This is a genomic window from Burkholderiales bacterium, assembly GCA_013695435.1.
Classification (GTDB): Bacteria; Pseudomonadota; Gammaproteobacteria; order Burkholderiales; family JACMKV01; genus JACMKV01.
This window is the reverse complement of record JACDAM010000044.1, coordinates 1-19254: the sequence shown is the minus strand read 5'-3', so window position 1 is coordinate 19254 and position 19254 is coordinate 1. Positions and strand designations below refer to the sequence as shown.

General features: G+C 62.2%; 13 protein-coding genes. 10 read left to right on the top strand and 3 right to left on the bottom strand.

Going from position 1 to position 19254, the window contains the following annotated elements:
• The first annotated feature begins 358 nt into the window (after nt 1-358).
• Both cls and H0V78_02480 read left to right on the top strand, forming a co-directional pair.
• On the top strand, nt 359-1882 hold the full coding sequence (gene cls / locus H0V78_02485; GenBank protein MBA2350679.1) for a cardiolipin synthase: 1524 nt from the start codon (nt 359-361) through the stop codon (nt 1880-1882).
• Between the two features lie 306 nt (nt 1883-2188).
• Nucleotides 2189-8170, top strand: coding sequence for a PAS domain-containing protein (locus tag H0V78_02480; GenBank protein MBA2350678.1), 5982 nt, complete (start codon nt 2189-2191; stop codon nt 8168-8170).
• A gap of 149 nt (nt 8171-8319) precedes the next feature.
• Here H0V78_02480 and H0V78_02475 read toward each other — a convergent pair whose 3' ends face one another.
• Nucleotides 8320-8511, bottom strand: a complete 192-nt coding sequence (locus H0V78_02475) for a hypothetical protein (protein MBA2350677.1) — start codon at nt 8509-8511, stop codon at nt 8320-8322.
• Nucleotides 8512-8544: 33 nt separating this feature from the next.
• Between H0V78_02475 and H0V78_02470 the strand changes: the two genes are divergently transcribed.
• From H0V78_02470 to H0V78_02460, 3 genes are read left to right on the top strand one after another with little or no spacing between them, the layout of a single operon-like run.
• Nucleotides 8545-9426, top strand: a complete 882-nt coding sequence (locus H0V78_02470) for a hypothetical protein (GenBank protein MBA2350676.1) — start codon at nt 8545-8547, stop codon at nt 9424-9426.
• The gene (locus H0V78_02465; protein ID MBA2350675.1) at nt 9416-9853 is read left to right on the top strand and encodes a phage holin family protein; all 438 of its coding nucleotides are present in this window, start codon (nt 9416-9418) and stop codon (nt 9851-9853) included. Before H0V78_02470 ends, H0V78_02465 begins: the two co-directional genes overlap by 11 nt.
• Nucleotides 9850-10749 carry a DUF3618 domain-containing protein gene (locus H0V78_02460; GenBank protein ID MBA2350674.1) on the top strand — a complete coding sequence of 300 codons (900 nt, stop codon included), beginning with the start codon at nt 9850-9852 and terminating at the stop codon, nt 10747-10749. Before H0V78_02465 ends, H0V78_02460 begins: the two co-directional genes overlap by 4 nt.
• Nucleotides 10750-11014: 265 nt before the next feature.
• On the opposite strand, the gene H0V78_02455 is transcribed toward H0V78_02460, so the two are convergent.
• Nucleotides 11015-11449 carry a heme-binding protein gene (locus H0V78_02455; protein MBA2350673.1) on the bottom strand — a complete coding sequence of 145 codons (435 nt, stop codon included), beginning with the start codon at nt 11447-11449 and terminating at the stop codon, nt 11015-11017.
• 168 nt (nt 11450-11617) lie between these two features.
• Here H0V78_02455 and H0V78_02450 point away from each other — a divergent pair, with 168 nt between their 5' ends.
• The 5 genes from H0V78_02450 (at nt 11618) to H0V78_02430 (ending at nt 18913) form a co-directional block, all read left to right on the top strand.
• Nucleotides 11618-11947, top strand: coding sequence for a hypothetical protein (locus tag H0V78_02450; protein ID MBA2350672.1), 330 nt, complete (start codon nt 11618-11620; stop codon nt 11945-11947).
• Between the two features lie 217 nt (nt 11948-12164).
• Nucleotides 12165-12542 (top strand): DoxX family protein, encoded by a 378-nt coding sequence (locus H0V78_02445; GenBank protein ID MBA2350671.1) that lies wholly within the window; start codon nt 12165-12167, stop codon nt 12540-12542.
• A 133-nt stretch (nt 12543-12675) separates the two neighbouring features.
• Nucleotides 12676-13860 carry an efflux RND transporter periplasmic adaptor subunit gene (locus tag H0V78_02440; protein MBA2350670.1) on the top strand — a complete coding sequence of 395 codons (1185 nt, stop codon included), beginning with the start codon at nt 12676-12678 and terminating at the stop codon, nt 13858-13860.
• A gap of 253 nt (nt 13861-14113) precedes the next feature.
• Entirely contained in the window at nt 14114-17323 is a 3210-nt protein-coding gene (locus tag H0V78_02435) for a multidrug efflux RND transporter permease subunit (GenBank protein MBA2350669.1), read from the top strand.
• Between the two features lie 156 nt (nt 17324-17479).
• A complete protein-coding gene (locus H0V78_02430) occupies nt 17480-18913 on the top strand; it encodes an efflux transporter outer membrane subunit (GenBank protein ID MBA2350668.1) in 1434 nt (477 codons plus the stop codon).
• A 92-nt stretch (nt 18914-19005) separates the two neighbouring features.
• On the opposite strand, the gene H0V78_02425 is transcribed toward H0V78_02430, so the two are convergent.
• The coding region (locus H0V78_02425) for a GFA family protein (GenBank protein MBA2350667.1) at nt 19006-19254 on the bottom strand (249 nt) is incomplete at its 5' end.

The following is a 19254-nucleotide window of genomic DNA, read 5'->3' as shown; positions in this document are numbered from 1 at the left end:
CCCGGTTGGCAGGCTGGTTGGTATGTAGCGAGTTCCCATTTGCATAAATGGGCACCGGGATAGATTAAAAGCTTACTGTTACCAGGAAGTGACAAGGCTTGGAGTTGAGCATGCGAGCGAGTGTGATTCCGGGGATTAGCCGAGTATCCGATCACGAGATTCCTGCTGGCGCAGGAACAACGGGCGCATTGATACCGGCGCCAACTGCATTAGACTGATGGCCTTCCGATGCGCTTCCGATGAAGATTCAGCAAACCAGGCTTCCGCAAAACCTCATGACTATCCGGCTGACCGCATTCACGCGATCGTTTGCCCACCTGCTTCCCGCCTGCGCCCGCATAACATTAGCTGGTTCGACATGAGCTGGTTCAACACCGACCTTTTCCTGCACGCGCTGACGTTCATCGTTCCCGCCGCGCATGTCATCGGCTTACTCAGCGCGTTCGATGCCGTTATGCACGCGCGCACGCCGCAGGGTTCGGCGGCCTGGGCGCTGGCGCTGCTGGCGTTTCCGTTGCTGGCGCTGCCGCTGTACTGGCTGTTCGGGCGTTCGCGCTACATCGATTACGTGGAGGCGATCCGCGAGATAGAAGGCCGCGTCGAGGACGAACTGGCCGATAGCCGCAACAATATGCTGCGCGATTTTTTGTTGCCGCCGCACGATCAGCGCCATCAGAATCAACAGCAGCGCGACGGGCAGCCTGCGCGGCGCGATCCGCGCGCGGAAATCGCGAAAGGCGATGAGCGCGGCGAGCTCGAGGGGTTTCAGGCGCTGGCGAAATTTCCGCTGACGCGCGGCAATGGCGCGCGGCTTTTGATCAACGGCAAGGAAACTTTCGATGCGATGTTCGCCGCCATCGACGCCGCGGAAAGCTACGTGCTGGTCCAGTTTTACATACTGCGCGATGACGCGCTCGGCGCCCGCCTGCAGCAGGCACTGCTTGCCAAAGCGCGGCAAGGCGTGCGCGCCTTCGTGCTCTTCGACGATGTCGGCAGCTTCGGTCTTTCGCGGCGTTATCGGCGCGAACTCGAGGAAGGCGGCATCGCGGTATCCGGTTTCCACGGCCAGAAAGGCTGGTTCGGGCGCTTTCGCATCAACTTCCGCAATCACCGCAAAATCGTCGTCGTCGATGGCCGCGTCGGTTTTGTCGGCGGCTTCAATGTCGGCGACGAATACCTGGGCGGGGATCCGGAGATCGGCGCATGGCGCGATACCCATGTGCGTGTCGAAGGGCCGGTGGTGCAGGCGCTGCAGTTGTCGTTCCTGAAGGACTGGCATTTCTCCACCGATGAAATGCCGGCGCTCGACTGGAACCCCGTCAAATGCGCGGAAGACCGCGTCGCGCTGGTGCTCGCGTCCGGGCCGAACGACCGGCTGGAGACCTGCAGCCTGCTGTTCGCGCACGCCATCGCCTCGGCCGAGCGGCGCATCTGGATCGCGACGCCGTATTTCGTTCCCGATGCCGGCGTGTTCAGCGCGCTGAAGATCGCGGCGCTGCGCGGCGTCGATGTGCGCGTGCTGGTGCCGCGCCGTTCCGACAACCTGCTGTTCCGCTTCGCGCCGTATGCGTATCTGCCGGATGCGCGCGAGGTCGGCGTCAACATTTACTTTTACGAAGCGGGGTTCATGCATCAGAAAGTGTTTCTGATCGATGACGATTACGCCGCCATTTCGAGCGCCAATTTCGACAATCGCTCGTTCCGCCTCAATTTCGAAATCACCGCGCTGCTGGCGGACTACGCGTTCGCGCAGGATGTCGCGGCCATGCTGAAGCGCGACTTCACGCGAGCGACGCGCGCACAAGGCACCGAGTGGCACAACCGCTCGTTCTTCTTCCGACTGGCGGTGCGCATCACACGACTGTTCGCGCCGGTGCTGTAGCTGCGCGAAAAGTTGCGCGCAAGAAAATGCAGCGCCGGCCGGCGTCATACTGGCAGTCCGCGCCGCGCAGGCGCGGCATGTGATGGCGCATCATCGAGTCCTCGCCTTAGCAATTGCCAATTCTCAAAGTGCGGCCGGGAGCGGCAAGTGTCCGAAGAATGGAAATAGGGTTAGTATCGACCGTTCCGTTTGTAAAAGCTTAGGCAGTTCAGGGCCCTGTGATGCAGCCTCGCGATCCACGCAGGCGCCATCGTTACATCCGCCTGTGTCCTCGTTTCAAAGTCGGAGGCAGTTCAAACGCAACGCATGAAGGACAAAGAAACCAGGCCGCTGCCGCCGGCGGACGCCGACAGACTTTTTGCCGGCGCCAGCGAAATGGCGGCGCGTATGCGCGCGATCGATTGGTCGAAGACACCACTCGGCCCTGTCGGGCAATGGCCGCAAAGCCTGAAAATCGCAATTCGCGTTGCGCTCGATTCGCGCTTCCCGATGTTTGTCTGGTGGGGGCGCGGGCTGATCAAGTTCTACAACGATGCCTATATTCCGGTTCTCGGCAAAAAGCATCCGGCGGCGCTGGCGCAACCGGCTGCCCAGGTCTGGGCCGAAATCTGGGATGTGCTCGGCCCGCAAACCGAAGCCGTGCTCAACGACGGTCGCGCCACCTGGAACGAGGAGGTGCTGCTGGTCATGGCGCGCTACGGCTATGCCGAGGAAACCTGGTTCACCTGGTCGTACAGCCCGGTGCCCGATGATGACGGCAGCATAGGCGGAGTATTCTGCGCGTGCACCGAAGATACGCAGCGCGTTCTGACCCGGCGCCGGCTGCGCACGCTGCGCGACGTCGCTGAAGCGGCCGCTGTCGCCCAGAACGCCGAACATGCCTGCGAGCTTTCGGCGCTGGCGCTCGGCGACAACCCGTACGATCTGCCCTTTGTTTTGTTGTATCTGCTCGATGCCGACGGCAACGAAGCAAGCCTGCGCGGCGCGGCGGGAATGGCCCCCGGCACGCCCGCGAGTCCGCATCTGATTCCGCTCTTCGCAAACCCATCGGGCCCGGCGGATTCCACGCCGCCGGCATCGTGGCCGCTGGCCGAGGTCAGCAGCACGCGCCTCGCCTTGCTGGTCGACGCGGCGGCAGCCGGGTTCGACGATCTGCCGGGCGGCGCGTGGCCTGAACCGGCGCTGGCGGCGATGGTGTTGCCGATCGCCATGCCGGGTAAAGACGCGCTCGCCGGTTTCGTTGTCGCCGGCATCAGCCCGAGGCGCCAGCTCGACGACGATTATCGCGGCTTCTTTGATCTGGTCGCGGATCACGTGTTGTCCGCGATTAGCAACGCGCAGGCGCATGAACAAGAGCGCCAGCGCGCCGAAGCATTGGCCGAACTCAATCGCGCCAAGACCACGTTTTTCGCCAATGTCAGCCACGAATTCCGCACGCCGCTGACCTTGCTGCTGGCGCCAACCGAAGAGGCGCTGGACGAGGAAAGCGACGCCGCGCAGCGCGAACGGCTCGAACTCGTGCAGCGCAATGCGTTGCGCCTGCAGAAGCTGGTCAATACGCTGCTCGATTTTTCGCGCATCGAATCCGGCCGCGCGCAGGTCAACTGCCAGCCCGTCGATCTGGCCGCGCTGACCGTCGATCTGTGCAGCGTTTTCCGCTCGGCGATCGACCAGGCCGGATTGCTGCTGTGCGTCGATTGCCCACCGCTGTCGCAACCGGTCTTCGTCGATCGCGAGATGTGGGAAAAGATCGTCCTGAATCTTGTCTCGAACGCGTTCAAGTTCACATTCAAGGGACAAATCACCGTGGCCTTGAAAGAGCGCGAGGGCGGCGTCGAGCTGGCGGTGCGCGATACCGGCATCGGTGTTCCGGAGCACGCCCTGCCGCATTTGTTCGAACGCTTTTATAGAGTCGAAGGCGCGCAGGGCCGCACGTATGAAGGCTCCGGCATCGGCCTTGCCATGGTGCAGGAATTCGCCAAGTTTCACGGCGGCCGGGTGGCGGTCGAAAGCCGCGTTGACGAAGGCAGCGCGTTTACCGTCAGTTTGCCGTTGGGCGGCGCGCATCCGCGGCTGAACCGCGACGAGCCGCTCACCCAGGCGTCGGCGACCTTGCCGGCCGTCTATGTCAAAGAAGCATTGAATTGGCTGCCGCCCGCGGACAAGAGCGGCGAATCCGGCGGCGCATCGGGCGGCGACAAATCAGGCAACGAAGACCAGGCGCCTCAAGACCGGCGCAAAACAGCGCGCGCAGGCGCGGGCTGGCGCGGAAAGGCGCCAACCGGCTCAGCGCCGCACTGGAAAGGCCGCGGAACACGGCCGCTCGTGCTGCTCGCCGACGACAACAGCGATATGCGCAGCTACCTCAGCCGTCTCCTGATAGAGCAGTACGATGTCGAAGCGGTCGCAGACGGCGACGCGGCGCTGGCCGCGGTGCGCGCGCGCAAGCCCGATCTTGTTGTGTCGGACGTGATGATGCCGCGCGTCGGCGGCTTCGATCTGCTGCGGCGGCTGCGCGCCGATAAAGAAACCGCGGCGATCCCCGTCATCCTGCTGTCGGCGCGCTCCGGCGAAGAATCGCGCATGGAAGGCCTGGCAGCCGGCGCCGACGATTATCTGGTCAAACCGTTCAATGCGCGCGAACTGTCGGTGCGCGTCGAGGCCTGCATCAAGCTCGCACGCACGCGGCGCGAGGCCGAAGAGCGCGTATCGATTATTCTCGAAAGCATCACCGACGGTTTCATCTCGCTCGACCGCGATTGGCGCTTCGTCTACATCAATGCCGAGGGCGAGCGGATATGCGCGATGCGACGCGCCGATATCATGGGCCTCAATTTCTGGCAGGTATTTGCGCCCGTGCTCGGAACGGAAGCCGAGAAGCAGTACCGGCGTGCGGTCGCGGAAAAAGTCACGGTCAGCTTCGAATACCTTTACGAACCTTGGCGGCGCTGGTTTAGCGTCAGCGGCTATCCGACTGCCGGAGGTGGCCTGTCGATATATTTCCGCGACATCACGCTCCACAAGCACGCCGAGGCGTTGCAGACCGGGCAGGCGCGCGTGCTCGAATTGATTGCCGAAGGCGCGCCGTTGACCGAGGCGCTCGATCTGCTGGCGCGCACGCTGGAAGCGCAATCGTCGACGGGCATGAAGGTTTCCATCCTGCTGCTCGATCCCGACGGCATCCATTTACGGCATGGCGCCGGACCGAGCTTGCCCGATGCGTACAAGCGGGCGATCGATGGCGTCGCAATCGGCCCGAACCTCGGCTCGTGCGGCCGCGCTGCGTCCAGCGGACAGCCCGTGTATGCCAACGACATCGCGTCCGACCCGCACTGGACGGCGTTCGCCGACCTCGCGCGTAACCATCATCTGGGCGCGTGCTGGTCGACGCCGATCCGCGCCGGCGACGGCCCGGTTCTCGGCACATTCGCCTTGTATTACAGCGAGCCGCACGCCCCAAGCGCCGAAGATTTGCGTCTCATCGATATGGCCACCCATACCGCCGCCATCGCGATCGAGCGCAAAGGGACGGGAGAACGCTTGCTCGAAACGCGGGCCAGCTTGCGGACGGCGCTCGAGGCCGGCGCGATTGCGACGTGGAACTGGGATGTGCCACGAAACCGGGTAAAGGGCGATGCCAATCTCGCCGCCTTTTTCTCGGTACCCGGCGCCGAAAACGAAGGCGCGCCCCTCGAAACCTACCTCCGCGCGATTCATCCGGCCGATCTCGCGCACGTGTCGCAGCGGATCGATGCGGCGCTGGCTGAAGGCGATACGTACGAAGCCGACTATCGCCTGGTCAAGCCCGATGGCGGACTGCGTTGGGTCACGACGCGCGGCAGGGTCGAACGCGACGCGCAAGGCAAGGCCATCCGTTTGCCCGGGGTCGTCGCCGACATCAGCGCGCGCAAAGCGGCCGAGGAGTCGATGCGTGACAGTAAAGAGCGGCTCGACTTCGTGCTCGACGTCGCAACACTCGGCCAATGGGACATGAACCTGGTCGATCGCACCGCGCATCGCACGCTGCGGCACGACCAGATATTCGGCTATCCGGCGCTGTTGCCGGAGTGGACATACGAGATGTTTCTGGCGCACGTGCTGCCGGAAGATCGCCCCGCGGCCGATGCGGATTTCCAGCGCGCGCTGACCGGCGATGCTGGCTGGAACATCGAATGCCGCATCCGCCGCGCGGACGGCGAGGTGCGCTGGATCTGGGTCAGCGGGCGCATTCAGCGCAACCCGGAAGGCGGCGTCGTGCGTATGCTGGGCACCGTGCTCGATATCAGCGACCGCAAGCGGGCGGAAGCGAATCTGCTGGAAAGTGAAACGCGTTATCGCCTCATCGCCGATGCCTCGAACGATGTGATCTGGGACTGGAATCTGGCGACCGACGAGGTGACCTGGAACGAAGGCGTGCGCACCGTTTTGGGCTTTGCGACTGATGCCATCGAATCCAGCGCGAAATGGCGGCACGAACACATCCATCCGGAAGATCGAAACCGCGTCGTGCGTGGCATACACGCCGTCATCGACAGCGGCGCGAATGACTGGAGCGACGAATACCGCTATCTGCGCGCCGACGGCACTCCGGTGCACGTGTGCGATCGAGGCCGCGTCATGCACCACGATTCCGGAAAGCCCTGCCGCATGGTCGGCGCCATGCTCGATCTGACCGAACGCAATAAGGCCGAAGCCGCGTTGCGCGAAAGCGAAGAAACCTTCCGCACCATGGCCGATTCGATATCGCAATTGGCGTGGATGGCGCGGCCCGACGGCCACATTTTCTGGTACAACCGGCGCTGGTACGACTACACCGGAACGACGCTCGAGCAAATGCAAGGCTGGGGCTGGCAAAAAGTCCATCACCCGGAACACGAGCAGCGCGTCGTGGAAAAAGTTTCGCATTGTTTCGCGACCGGCGAAGTCTGGGAAGACACGTTTCCGCTGCGCGGCGCCGATCGCCGGTATCGCTGGTTCCTGTCGCGCGCCGTGCCGGTGCGCGATGCGCAAGGCCACGTGTTGCGCTGGTTCGGCACCAATACCGACATCACCGAACAGATGCAGTCGGAAGACCGGCTGCGCGAGGGCGAACGGCGTTACCGCGAGGTCAGCGAGCAGTTGGCGGTGCTGAACGAAGGCCTGGAACGGCGCGTCGCCGAACGAACGGAGCTGGCCGAGCGCCGCGCCACCCAGTTGCGCAGCCTTGCCACCCAGTTGACCCAGGCTGAAGCGCGCGAGCGGCGGCGCATCGCCGAAATCCTGCACGATTCCCTGCAGCAGATGCTGCTCTCCGCCAAATTCAAGCTCGGCGTCATGAAAAACCGCACGACCGAGCTGAATTTCGCGCCGGTCATCGACATCCTCGATCAAAGCATACAAGCCTCGCGCGCGCTGACCGCCGATCTGAGTCCGCCGATCCTGTATCAACTGAATCTGACCGCGGCGCTGGAATGGCTGGCGCCGCGGCTGCTTGCGCAGCAGGGCTTGCGCCTGGAGGTCGTACCTTGCCACGAGGAGCCGCCGCTCAGCGACGAATCGAAAGCGCTGCTGTATCAGGCGATCAGCGAACTGCTGCTGAATATCGTCAAGCATGCGCACACCGATCGCGCGCGCGTAGTGCTGAAGTCGCGTTGGGGCGGCGACTGGCTGATCGTTCGCGTCGAGGACCAAGGCAGCGGCTTCGATGCCGCGCAACTCAGCGATATCGGCGGCTTTGGGCTGTTCGGCATCCGCGAGAGGCTCGAGTTTTTAGGCGGCCGCTCTGTGATACGCTCGCGCCCCGGCCGCGGCACCAGCATTTCGCTGATCGTGCCGACCGCCCTCACGATTCCCGAAACCACCGCGCCGCGCGCCGCTCGCCTGCCGGGAACGGTGCAACCGGTCGCGCGCGTGGCGAACAGCGTCGCGCGCGTGCTGCTCGTGGACGATCACGCCATGGTGCGCGATGGCCTGCGCGGCATCCTCGAGGGCGAATCCGATTTTCAGGTTGTCGGCGAAGCGGCAAACGGCATTCGCGCCGTGGAAATGGCCGCCGAATTGCAGCCCGACATCGTGCTGATGGATATCAATATGCCGGGCATGGACGGCATCGAAGCAACGCGCCGCATCAAGGCCGCGCTGCCGAAAATCCAGATAATCGGCCTGTCGATGCATGCCGACGAAGGCGTCAAACGCGCGATGGTCGCGGCTGGCGCGTCCGCCTACGTAACCAAGGACGTGGTCTCTGACATGCTGTGCGGCGTCATGCGCGAGCGCAAGAAGATTGGCGACGGGCTGGCCAAGGCATAAGTAAAAGAATTCGCACTTGCATTCGTGGCGTTCCCTCTTGTTGGGGAAGGGTAGCGCTAGGTTTGGGTGCGCAAGTTCCCCGACAAAGATTGCCCAACCGATGCTGCCAGGGAGCCTTCGGCACCCTGAACTACGGGTAAATCGCCGCGTCATTTCATGCTGTCCGCATGTAATTCTTGCAGCACTTGTAAATTTTTCCCTGGCCATACCGACTTGACGCGGCGGTTGCCGCGCCAATTGCCGCCGCTCACCCGCGGAGCGACCCGTATTGAACGTAAAATGAACGTCAAAACGGCGGCTTTGCCCGCTTTTTCCGGCGGTATGTTTTTTGCGTAAATCACCTGCGTTAAGAGGAAAGTCCAAAGGAGCCAACAATGAGCGATCTCAAGAACGAAGCATCCGGATCGGCTACTTCCCGGGACCCCGGATCCGCATCGAATACCGCGCAGCTGAGCGCCGACGCACCCAGGGATTACGCGAAGGAATATGAGGTGCAATCCTCGGAGCAGGCAGCGCGTTCGCAGAGCAAGAGCGCCAGCGACGATACCGATGAAGTCATCGAACGCACGCGCCGCCAGGCGAGCCAGTTGATGACCGATGCCAAACAAAAAGGTCAGTCGATGATCGAGGAAAAAAAACATCTGGCGGCCGATGAAATTGCCGGCATGGCCAACGTGCTGCGCAAGACGGCCGAGAATCTGAATCAGGAAGATCGGATCACGACCGGTCGCTACGCCGAGCAGGCGGCGGCCGGACTCGATCGCCTGTCGACGACTTTGCGCGATCGCGATATCACGACGCTTTTGCATCAGGCGCAAAGCTTTGCGCGGCGTTCGCCCGGATTGTTTTTCGGCGGCGCGGTGGCAGCCGGTTTCTTCTTCTCGCGCTTCGTGAAAAGCACCGGGGTTCGCAGCGAATCGGATGATTACGGCGATTCCAGCGGCGGTAGCGGTTCTGATTTTTCCCGCAAAGGCTCGCGCGGCGCCTGGGAATCGCGCGACACCGGCGTGCGCCCCGGGTATGCCGAAGCAACCGAGGCTGGTCCGGGTGATCGCGCCGGCAGCGGCTCCGCATCGCAGAGCGATGCGCTTGGCGATACCGCCCACAACCTGCAAGCGTCGGGCAAACCCAACGTCCCCATGCCGCGCTCCGCGGAAGACATGAGCCGCAACACCGATCCGGATTCGCCGTACGGGGCCGATTCGCGCAGCCTGCCCCACACCGACAAACGCTCTGGAGGCCCAAATGCAAATTAGAGAAGATCGTTCGCTCCCCTCGCTGATCTCCGATCTGACGCAGGAGACGTATACGCTGGTCCGCAAGGAAGTCGCACTCGCCAAGGCCGAAATGTCGCAGAAGGTTTCGCAGCTCGGCTCCGGCATCGCTTCGATCGCCATCGGCGGCGCGGTTGCGTTTGCCGGCATGCTGGTGTTGCTTTGGGCGATCGTCAACAGCCTCGCGCAGGTGTTGCCGGCCGATCAGGCGGCGTGGCTTTCGCCGCTGATCGTCGGCGGCATAGTCGCCGTCATCGGTTTGATCATGCTGATGAAAGGCAAGAGCAATCTGGAAGCGCATAACCTGTTGCCGCAGCGCACCCTGAATTCCCTGCAACGGGACAAGGATCTGGCGACAGAACACAAGAATATGGCCAAGGAGCAATTTGCCAAGGAGCAAACGCGATGAGCCACCATAACCACCACAAGGGCAGCACCGACCAAAGCCCGGAACAGATCGAAAGCGAAATCGAGCAAACGCGCCGGGAAATGGACTACACGCTGAACCAGATCCAGCGCAAATTGTCGCCGGGGCAGATGGTCGATGAGGGCATCGCTTACCTGCGCAACAGCGGCAGCGGCGAATTCGTTTCCAACTTCGGCGTTACGGTCAAAAACAATCCTGTGCCGGTCGCACTGATGAGCGTTGCCCTCGGTTGGCTGATGATGGCGAGCAAAAATCCGCCGAGCCGGTCTTCGACCGAGACCTTTCCCACAGAGGATTTTCCGAACGTTTATGCGGCCCCCGAATCGGCTGGGATCGAAAGCCATTCGAGCGGCTCCGGAGCGCGCGAACGCGTCAGCGAGGCTGTCAGCAGCTTCGGCAGCAAGGCGAGCGACGCCGGCAGCAAGTTTTCAGCGGCCGCGCACAACGTCGGCGACCGCGTTTCATACTTCGCGGAAAGCGCTCGCGACAGCGCGTCGCATCTCGCCTCCAGCGCGAGCGAGTTCGCATCCGGTACGCGCGACAGCGCTTCGCATCTGGCATCGAGCGCACGGGAGCGCGCCTGGCGCGCGGCCGAAGCCGCGCGTTCGCAATACGCTCGCGCGCGCAGCAGCGCGCAGCATCTGGCGCACGAGCAGCCGCTAGTGCTGGGGGCGCTGGGCATTGCGCTCGGCGCCGCGATCGGCGCTTTCCTGCCCGCCACCCGCCGCGAAGACGAGCTGATGGGAAGCACGCGTGACGATCTGGCGCAAAGCGGCCGCGAGCAATATGAAGACGCGCGCGATACCCTGAAGGAAGCAGCACAGAAGACGCGCGAAGAACTGTCGTCTTCGTCGCCGACTGGCACTGCTCGCGTGTAACTGCGCGTCAGCGAAACGCGGTTGCCGTAGTGGGCGCCGCGTTCGCTACTTAGGCGCCGCGAAGCATGGCCCCCTCATTTCCCCGGACGAGCACAACTTTCTTTGTCATTCCCGACGGCGCGCGAGCGCGGTGAGCCGGTATCCACGGCTTATCCCGGATTCCAGGTTTACCTACTCTCAACTGATTTTATTGGGATGAGGAACGACGCATAGAAATGAACTCGATTCCCGCTTCCGCGAGAATGACAGGTTGTCGGACTGGCGCCTAGGTCCGCCACGGATGCTCGGGTAAATCGGACACGCCAATCACGTTGGCGCCAGCCCTGGCCACAAGGTCGTCGTTTTCCACTGAACTGCCGCTGACGCCGATTGCGCCGATCAGCACACCGTCTTCGGTCACGATGGGGACGCCGCCCGGAAAAGTAATCAGGCCGTCATTCGAGTGCTCGATGCCGTAGAGAGGCTTGCCCGGCAGCGCAAGTTTGCCGATCTCGCCCGTCGGCATGCCAAAAAAGCACGCGGTTTTCGCTTTCTTGACGGCAATGTCGATGCTGCCGACCCAGGCATCATCCATACGCATAAAGACTTTCAAATCGGCGCCCGAATCGACGACCGCGATGCACATTCTGGTGTTCAGTTTTCGCGCTTTACGAACCGCGCCGTCCAGAGCTTTCTGGGCCAATTCATGCGTCACGTGCATGCTTTTCTCCTCTATCATTGGCTGCCGGCCAGCAGTTTTCTCTGGCCGCTATTGCCACGTGCATCAGCCGGGCACGCGGTTCGCGCCGCCGTCGACATAGAGCAACCGCGGGCATCGTTTCGATGCACGATTCATGCGCACTTTTACGGCCTATCGAAGGAGTCTCCAATGCCTGTCTGGCTCGCCGCTGCAAAAGCTGTCCTGCCCTACGTGTCGACCATACTCTCGGCGACCTTGCCGGCGTTCACCGACCGCAAGACGCAGGACAAAACGCCTGAACTGACTGCGCAGCAAATCAGCGAACTGCAACATGCGGCAAGACAAAATGCCGCGCTGGTCAAGTCGCTCGCCGAGCAGATGCAAAAGACCGTCGCGGCGCTCGATCAGGGCGCCATCGAGCTCGAGCGAAAAATCAAACGCGCCAGGATGCTGGCGATAGGCGCTGGTTTGATTGCGGTCATTGCGCTGATCGTTGCCGCGGTTGCAATGCGAAACTAGTCTTACTTAAAAAGTCGTAAGTTAACAGCCGTTCGGCCCCCGATTAAGCTTGCCCTCGAGAGTGCTAATCCGGGGCATTCGAGGGCTGGCTCTGAGATTTTATGGTACACGTCATGCGGCACGCGTCGAAAGATCAAAGCGATTGACGGAAACAAGAACCATCGACAAGCAAAACCCGGTAACTCCTCGCAGAATATGACACAAACGTTTCCGATCGATGAAACGTAACGTGTCCGCGCGCCTCCTCGCGACTTTCTTCATCGTCGGCGGTGCGTTGCATTTCGTGTTCCCGGCCGCGTATAGCGACATCATGCCGCCGTGGCTGCCTTGGCACCGCGAACTGGTTCTGATCAGCGGTGCTGTCGAAATAGCGGGCGGGTTGGGCGTGCTGGCTGCTTCAACGCGGCGTTTTGCCGGGCTCGGACTGATCGCGTTGTCGATCGCGGTGTGGCCAGCAAATCTGCAAATGCTGCTAGATGCCTGCGCCGCGCAAAAAGCGCTGTGGTGGCAAGCGACGCTGCTGCTGCGCTTGCCGCTGCAACTCGCGCTGATTTATTGGATCTGGCGCGCGACGCAAAACGCAGCCGCCGACTGAACCAAACCCGGTGTTTTGCAATCTGTCCCAATGGCTTGTCGCCGCAGGGACTTGCAGCGAACTGGGACAGCTTTTCCAGCACGCTTTGCTCGACGCGTTGCAGGAAATCACTTCTAGAATCGCACTCAAAAGCATGAATAAGCGTTCTTATTTGTTTTTTTCCATCGTGATGTGCTGGCTTGCCGCTTGTTCGCAGGGACCGGAAGGCGCGCAGGCACCGAAAGCGCCGCCGCCTGCCGAAGTGTCGGTTATCAAGGCGACTGCCGCGCCGGTTACGGTTTACGAAGAATACGTCGCGCAAACCGCGGCGGTCGATGCGGTTGAAATTCGCGCGCGCGTTAACGGCTTGGTCGAGCGCCAGGTATTCGAAGACGGCGCGCGCGTGAAGAAAGGCGACGTGCTGTTCGTGATCGATCAGCAGCCGTATAACACTGCGCTCGCACAAGCCAAAGCCGGGTTGGCGCAGGCTCAGGCGGCGCTGGTCAATTCGCGGGCAGCGTTGAAACGTATCCGGCCGCTGGTCGCGGAGCAGGCGATCAGCAAGCAGGACCTCGACACTGCGGTTGCCCGCCAGGCGGCCGATGCGGCGAGCGTCGAGGCGGAACGCGCCAACGTCAGGCAGGCGCAGTTGAACCTCGAATACACGACGATAGAAGCGCCGCGCGATGGGGTGATGAGCCGCGCATTGATAAATCCGGGCGGGCTGGTCACGGCTGCGCAGACGCTGCTGTCGACCTTGTATTCGGTCGATCCGATTTACGTCAACTTTACAATCAGCGAGCAGAAACTGCTCGAGTTGAACAAGCGCCTCGAGCGGGTGCCGGGCGAGGACAAAAGCAAGGCGCCGCCGTTCAAGCTGATCTTGGGCGACGGCCGCGAATACAAGTTTCCCGGCAAGCTGAATTTCGTCGACGCCGCGTTCGATCCGAAAAGCGGCACCTTGCAGGTGCGGCTCGCGGTGCCGAATCCCGATCGCTATTTGCGGCCGGGCCTGTTCGTGCGCGTCGTCGTCGCCGCCTATGAAAACACCGACGCGATACGCGTACCGCAAAAAGCCGTACAGGAAGTGCAGGGCTCCCGCTCGTTGTGGGTCATCGGCCCCGACAACAAGGCGTCGTCGCGACAGATCACGACGGCTTCGCGCATCGACAACGACTGGGTGGTCGAGAAAGGGCTGAAGCCGGGCGAACTGGTCGTCGTCGAAGGTATGCAGAAAATCCAGCCCGGCGCGGTGGTGAATCCGGTGCTGGCCAGCGCGACGGCCGACGAGCCGCAAAGCGCGCAGGTCGAGCCGGCTGTCCTCAAGACAGGTAATTGAGCGGCGCTTGCCAAAAAATGATGCAACGCTAGTGTCATGATTCTGAAGTTAGCTGAACAAATCCAACCCATGTCATTCCCGCGGAGGCGGGAATCCAGCCCCTCGGATAGCGACTGCTGGTGGTTCGTTGCGCGAAAACTGGATGCCCGCTGGAGCCTGCCCTCGAATGCTTAAATCGGGGGCGGGCATGACAATTCCTTTTTTGTAACGAATTTCAGATTCAGGCACTAGCGTTCCCCCCTAATTTCCGCACATGCTGAATTTCTTCATCGACCGGCCGATCTTTTCGTCGGTCATTTCGCTGATCATCCTGCTCGCCGGCACGGTCGCGGCCTTGCAGTTGCCGATCGCGCAATATCCGCAGATCGTGCCGCCGCAGGTGCAGGTGCAAACAAGCCTGCCGGGGGCCAACGCCAGAGTCGTGCTCGAATCGATCGCGGCGCCGATCGAGCAGCAGGTGAATGGCGCCAAGAACATGATCTACATGAGTTCGAAGAGCGCCAACGACGGTTCATACAGCCTGACCGTCACCTTCGATGTCGGCACCGATCAGGACATCGCCGCGGTCGAGGTGCAAAACCGCGTCGCCGTCGCGCAGAGCCAGTTGCCGGCGGACGTGATTCGCCAGGGCGTAACCGTGCGCAAGCAATCGACCGATTTCCTCGAAGTGATCGCGCTGACTTCTCCCGACGGCCGTTATGACAACGTCTTTCTGAGCAACTATGCGCTGCTGAATATCCAGGACGCGCTGGCGCGCATAACGGGCGTTGGCGGCGTGCGTATTTTTGGCGCGCGCGATTACAGCATGCGAATCTGGCTCGACCCGGAAAAAATGGCGCGCCTCGGCGTGACGTCGCAGGACGTGACGCGCGTTGTCCAGGAACAGAACGTGGTAGCACCCGCCGGCCGTATCGGCGTGCCGCCGACGCCGGAAGGGCAGCAGATGCAGTATTCGGTCAACGTGCGCGGCCGCCTATCCGATCCGGCGCAATACGCAAACATGGTCGTGCGCGCGGCGCCGAACGGGCAGATCGTGCGCATGAAAGATATCGCGCGCATTGAACTCGCGGCGACCGACTACTCGGTCAACGTCAATGAAGACGGCAAGGCCGCGGCGTTCATCGGCGTATTTCTGCAGTCCGACGCGAATGCGCTCGAAGTTGCGCGCGAGGTCACCGAAACCATGGACCGGCTCGCGCAGAATTTTCCGTCCGGCGTCGAATATTCTATTCCGTACAGCACAACGCCTTTCGTAACCGCGTCCCTGAAAGGCGTCGTGGTGACGTTGTTCGAAGCGATGGCGCTGGTGCTGGTCGTTGTGTTCCTGTTCCTGCAAAGCTGGCGTGCGACCCTGATTCCGATGCTGGTGGTGCCGGTGTCGCTGGTCGGGACATTCGCGGCGTTCATCGCGCTGGGCTTCTCGATCAATACCATGACACTGTTCGCGATGGTGCTGGCGATCGGTATCGTCGTCGACGATGCGATTGTGGTCGTCGAGGCCGCGCAGCATAAACTTGATACCGAACGCATGTCGGCGCGCGAGGCGACCAAGGCGGCGATGGCCGATGTCGCGGCGCCGGTGATTGCGATCGCGCTCGTGCTGTCCGCGGTTTTCATCCCGGTCGCCTTCCTCGGCGGCTTGACCGGTCAGTTGTATCAGCAGTTCGCCTTGACCCTCGCGGTCTCGGTGATCCTGTCGGCGATCGCCGCGCTGACCCTGACGCCGGCTTTATGCGCGCTGCTGCTGCGTCCGAACGAGGAGGGCAAACGGCGCGGGCCGCTCGGCGGTTTTTTCAATCTGTTCAACCGCGGCTTCGCGAAGTTCACTTCCGGCTATTCCACCTCGGTCGCGAAGCTGATTCGATTTTCGGCGCTGGTCATGCTGACTTTTGTCGTGCTGCTCGTCGTGCTGTACGGCCTGATCGTGAAGCGCCCAGGCGGCCTCGTGCCCGATGAGGATCTCGGCTACATGCTGGCGGTCGTGCAACTGCCGCCGGCGGCATCGCTTGAGCGCACGACCAATGCGATCCGTTCGCTGGTGCGCATCGCCAACGATACCGAAGGCGTAGATGGCGTCGCGGCGCTCGCCGGCTTCAACTTTCTGGTCGGCCTCAGCACCTCCTATGCAGGCACGGCGTTCGTCCGGTTGAAGCCGTGGGAAGAACGCGAAGGCCCCGAGCTTTCGGCGACCGGCATTCGGGGCACATTGACGGCGAGTCTCAACAGGGAAATCAAGGACGCCAGCGTGCTGGTGCTGAACCCGCCTCCGATTCGCGGTCTGGGCTCGGCCGGCGGTTTCGAATTCGTGCTGCAGGATCGCGCCGGCGGCGATGTCGCGCGCTTCTCGCAAGTGCTGCAGGAGTTCATGGGCGAAGCGCGCAAGCGCCCGGAACTTGGCCTGGTGTTTTCGAATTATGACGATCGCGTACCGCAGATTGAATACGAAATCGACCGCGAGAAGGTCAAGACTTACGGCGTCATGCTGAGCGATGTCTTCTCGACCTTGCAAACTTTCCTCGGCGGCACGTACATCAACGACTTCAATCTGTACGGCCGCACGTTCCGCGTACAGGCGCAGGCCGAAGCCTCGGCGCGCGCCAATCCCGAGGATGTCGGCCAATTCTATGTGCGCAGCACGGCCGGCGACATGGTGCCGCTGTCGACGCTGATTTCGATCAAGGCGATCAACGGCCCCGAATATTTCGAGCGCTACAACCTGTATCGCGCAGCGACCATCAACGGCGCGGCGGCGCCCGGCTATTCGACGAGTCAGGCAACGACGGCGGTGGAAGAAGTCGCGAGGAATCTGCCGACGGGATATGGCTACGAATGGACCGGCGCGACCTATCAGGAGAAAAAAGCCGGCGGCCAGTCGTCATATATTTTTGCGTTGTCGCTGCTGTTCGTTTTTCTGGTCCTGGCGGCTTTGTATGAAAGCTGGGCGATGCCGGTTGCGATTCTGCTGGTGATTCCGTTCGGCGTGCTCGGCGCGTTTCTCGGCCTCACCTTGCGCGGACTCGACAACAACGTCTACGCGCAAATCGGTCTGGTCATGCTGATTGGCCTCGCCGCGAAGAACGCGATTCTGATCATCGAATTCGCCAAACTCGCGCGTGAACGCGGCGAACCGATCGTGCAGGCAGCGCTGCAGGGCGCGCGTTTGCGGCTGCGTCCGATCCTGATGACGTCGTTCGCTTTTGTTCTCGGCACCTTGCCGCTTGCCATCGCCAGCGGCGCCGGCGCCGGCGCGCGCATATCGCTCGGCACGCCGGTCGTATTCGGCATGCTGATGGCGACCTTGATCGGAATTTTCGTGATCCCGGTTTTCTACGTGCTGCTGCAACGGATCAGCGAAAAGCGCTGGCCGTTCCGGCGCGATGAAAGTGAGCGGGAGAAGAGCGCGCATGAAGGCGAACGTACGCCGTCACCCGTGCCGCCGCGCCCGGAGTATCGTGGCGGATAGAATGCGACGGCCCGATGCGGGAGACGGGGCCGAGTCGCACTCCCCGCAAACTGGCGGCTACGCCGCTAACGTGTCCGTGCGACGTGTCCGCGCGCCGGAAAGGGGGTGAGATGCGGCCGCAGCGACCCGACAGAATCGCGAGACGTTCTACTTACGATGAAACATTCCATCGCACTTTTTTTCCTCACGCTGCTCTCCGCTTGCGCCATCGGCCCTGACTACCGGCGGCCCGACGTCGATGCGCCGGACGCATTTCGTGGTGATGCAGAGGCCGATGCGGAATCGCTGGCCGATCTTGCATGGTGGCAGGTCTATCAGGACGCGCGGCTGCAGAACCTATTGCGCATAGCACTCGAACAGAATCGCGATTTGCAGATCGCGGCGGCGCGCATCAATGAGGCGCGCGCGATCGTAGGCATCAATCGCTACGCGCAGTTTCCGCAGATCTCGGCGGGCGCCAACGTCGCCCGCAGCCGGACATCGGCCGCGACCGGGATTCCGGTGTTCGTCGGTCGGGATAGAACCAATTATGCAGCCAGCATCGACGCCACTTACGAGGCGGATTTGTGGGGGCGGCTGTCGAGTTTGACCGAGGCTGCGCGCGCCGATCTGCTGGCAACCGGGTTTGCGCGCGAGACGATCAGGATCAGCCTGATCGCGGACGTGGCAACGGCCTATTTCGATCTGCTGTCACTGGATCAGCAATACGACATCACGCAACGCACCGTTGCGACGCGCCAAAAATTCACCGAGCTTACGCGCGCCCGTTTCGAGCGCGGCGTCGCTTCCGGCCTCGATGTCAGCCGCGCTGAAGCCAACCTCGCGGCGGCGCAGGCGACCCTGCCCGAACTCAAGCGGCAGATTGTGCAAACGGAAAATCTGCTGAGCGTGCTGCTCGCGCAGAATCCGGATTTCGTCGTTCGCGAACGCATCGATTTGCAGAGTTTGCCCCCGCCGCCCGCTGTGCCGCCCGGCCTGCCTTCGTCGCTGCTCGAGCGGCGGCCCGATCTGGTCGCGGCTGAATACAATATGGTCGCCGCCAACGCCCGCCTCAAGTCGGCCAAGGCAGCGCTGTTCCCGACCATTGCGCTGACCGGCAGCTTCGGCGGACAAAGCCTCGCATTCAGCGATTTATTTACCGGCCCGGCGCGCGCGTGGAGTTTCGGTCTCGGCTTGCTGCAGCCTATCCTCGATGCCAATCGCAACCGCTATCAGGTCGAGGCGGCATCGGCGCGTGATGAACAGGTGGTTCAGCAATATCGGCAGACTGTCGAACAGGCGTTTCGCGAAGTCGCCGATGCGCTGGCGGCGCGCCGCAACTTCGCCGATTTCGTGGCCGCGCAGGAAGCCCAGGTTAATGCCTTGCGCACGGCAAGGCAGCGCGCGCAGCGGCGCTACGAGGTCGGCTTCTCGTCGTACTTCGAAGTGATAGACGCCGATCAGGATTTGTTTACCGCCGAGTTGCAACTCGTGCAAGGCTATCGCAATACCCTGGTTTCGCTGGTGCAGCTTTATCGCGCGCTCGGCGGCGGATGGGACGCGGTGCTTCAGCAGGATTCCGCTCGCGGCGGCTCTGCGCAGCAGGAATAAGTGGGATCGGCAAAATCGCCGGGAACGATCCGACTCAGTTCGCTCAGCGATTTCACTCCTGTCCGATTTCACGTTCCCGTCGAAACCGGCCGCTAAAAATTGCGCCCATCGACCTGCTTGACGCTTAACGTCGACAGCTCGATCCCATTCAGACAGCGCACGTTGATCGCGGCCGTGGCAGCGCCGGACGGATCGGCGCCGAAGCCGAATGGCGCACAGCCGCACTTGTCGCAGAAGTGGTGCTTGATCACGTGCTTGTTGAACGTGTAGGTCGCAAGATCGCCTTCCGGCGCCTCGAACCGCACCTTTTCGCGCGGCACGAACCACAGCAAATAACCTTT